This is a genomic window from Promicromonospora kroppenstedtii DSM 19349 (genome assembly GCF_000515355.1).
Taxonomy (GTDB): Bacteria; Actinomycetota; Actinomycetes; order Actinomycetales; family Cellulomonadaceae; genus Promicromonospora; species Promicromonospora kroppenstedtii.
In genome coordinates this window covers 3498-4063 of the sequence record NZ_KI911604.1, presented here as the reverse complement: position 1 = coordinate 4063, position 566 = coordinate 3498, and the positions used below count along the sequence as shown (strand labels likewise).

The following is a 566-nucleotide window of genomic DNA, read 5'->3' as shown; positions in this document are numbered from 1 at the left end:
CGGCGGGTACCGGGTGCGCGTGCGGCTGCCGCTGCCCGCACCGGAGGACGCGGCGGCGTCCGTCCGGCCACAGGTCCGGACCGAGGCCCGGGCGCAGGTGGCCTGATGACGCGCGTGCTGCTGGTCGACGACCAGGCCCTGGTGCGCTCCGGTTTCTCCCTCATCCTCTCGGTGGAGGACGACTTCGAGGTGGTCGGCCAGGCCGGCGACGGCGCGGCGGCCATCGAGCTGACCCGCGAGCTGCGGCCCGACATCGTGCTTATGGACGTGCAGATGCCGGTCATGGACGGCATCGAGGCCACGCGCCGCATCGTCGCGGAGAACCTGGCGAAGGTGCTGGTGCTGACGACGTTCGACCACGACGAGTACGTGTTCGACGGGCTCGCTGCCGGCGCCTCGGGGTTCCTGCTGAAGAACTCCGACGCGGAGCACCTCGTCGAGGCGGTGCGGACGGTCGCCGCCGGTCACGCGCTGCTCGCCCCGCAGGTCACGCGGCGCGTGATCGAGCAGATGGTGGCGGGCGAGCGGACGTCGTCGGGCCCGGCGGGCGCGGCGGGCGGCTCGGG

Annotated in this window: 1 protein-coding gene; it reads left to right on the top strand. The window is 73.9% G+C overall.

What is annotated here, in order from left to right; genetic code table 11:
* Positions 1-105 precede the first annotated feature (105 nt).
* The coding region (locus tag PROKR_RS03525) for a response regulator (RefSeq protein ID WP_084800227.1) at positions 106-566 on the top strand (461 nt) is incomplete at its 3' end.